Origin of the sequence: Aeromonas cavernicola, from assembly GCF_002795305.1 — a bacterium.
GTDB lineage: Bacteria > Pseudomonadota > Gammaproteobacteria > Enterobacterales > Aeromonadaceae > Aeromonas > Aeromonas cavernicola.
In genome coordinates, this window is record NZ_PGGC01000293.1 from 1 (window position 1) to 628 (window position 628).

The 628-nt window shown below is 60.2% G+C and carries 1 protein-coding gene and 1 pseudogene; both read right to left on the reverse strand.

What is annotated here, in order from left to right; genetic code table 11:
- A pseudogene (locus tag CUC53_RS18635) lies at nt 1-135 on the reverse strand (DUF4442 domain-containing protein); the annotation flags it as partial.
- Nucleotides 136-299: 164 nt separating this feature from the next.
- Nucleotides 300-628, reverse strand: a 329-nt coding sequence (locus CUC53_RS18640) for an ATP-binding cassette domain-containing protein (protein WP_157798345.1), incomplete at its 5' end; no start/stop codon positions are given.

Sequence of the window (628 nt, forward strand, 5' to 3'; positions counted from 1 at the left end):
GCCAAGGGGAATGCGAATGCGCAGCGCCTTGGCGTTCATCTCTTCGATGATCGGGGCACAAAAACCGATGACGGGAATGTAGCGCCAGGCAAACAGCCGGAGCGCCAGATTGGCTTTGAAGCGTGGCAAATCCATATGCGAACTGATCCAATGGGTTAATGTCACCACCATGCTGCCTGCATCAGGGTCATTCAACAAGCGTAGGGATCTGGGTTAACCCCCTGTCCTATACCAAAAAGAGGAAAACGCAACGGTTCCCTCTGCTCGTTCATGTCGCTGATTCACGGTAGGCATATCGATCAGGCGCGCTGCTCCTCCAGCCAAGCGCCCTGACTCTGCATCTCGAACAGCTGAGCATAGTGACCGCCGAGGGTCATCAGCTCGCTGTGACTGCCCCGCTCGTTCACCTGACCGCGGGAGAGCAGCAGGATCTCGTCCGCATCGACGATGGTCGAGAGGCGGTGGGCGATGGCAATGGTGGTGCGGCCACGACGGGCAGCAGAGATCGCCTGCGACAACGCCAGCTCGGTCTGGGAGTCCACACTCGCCGTCGCTTCATCGAGAATAAGGATGCGCGGATCCCCCACCAGCGCGCGGGCAAAGGAGAGCAGCTGGCGCTGGCCGGCGG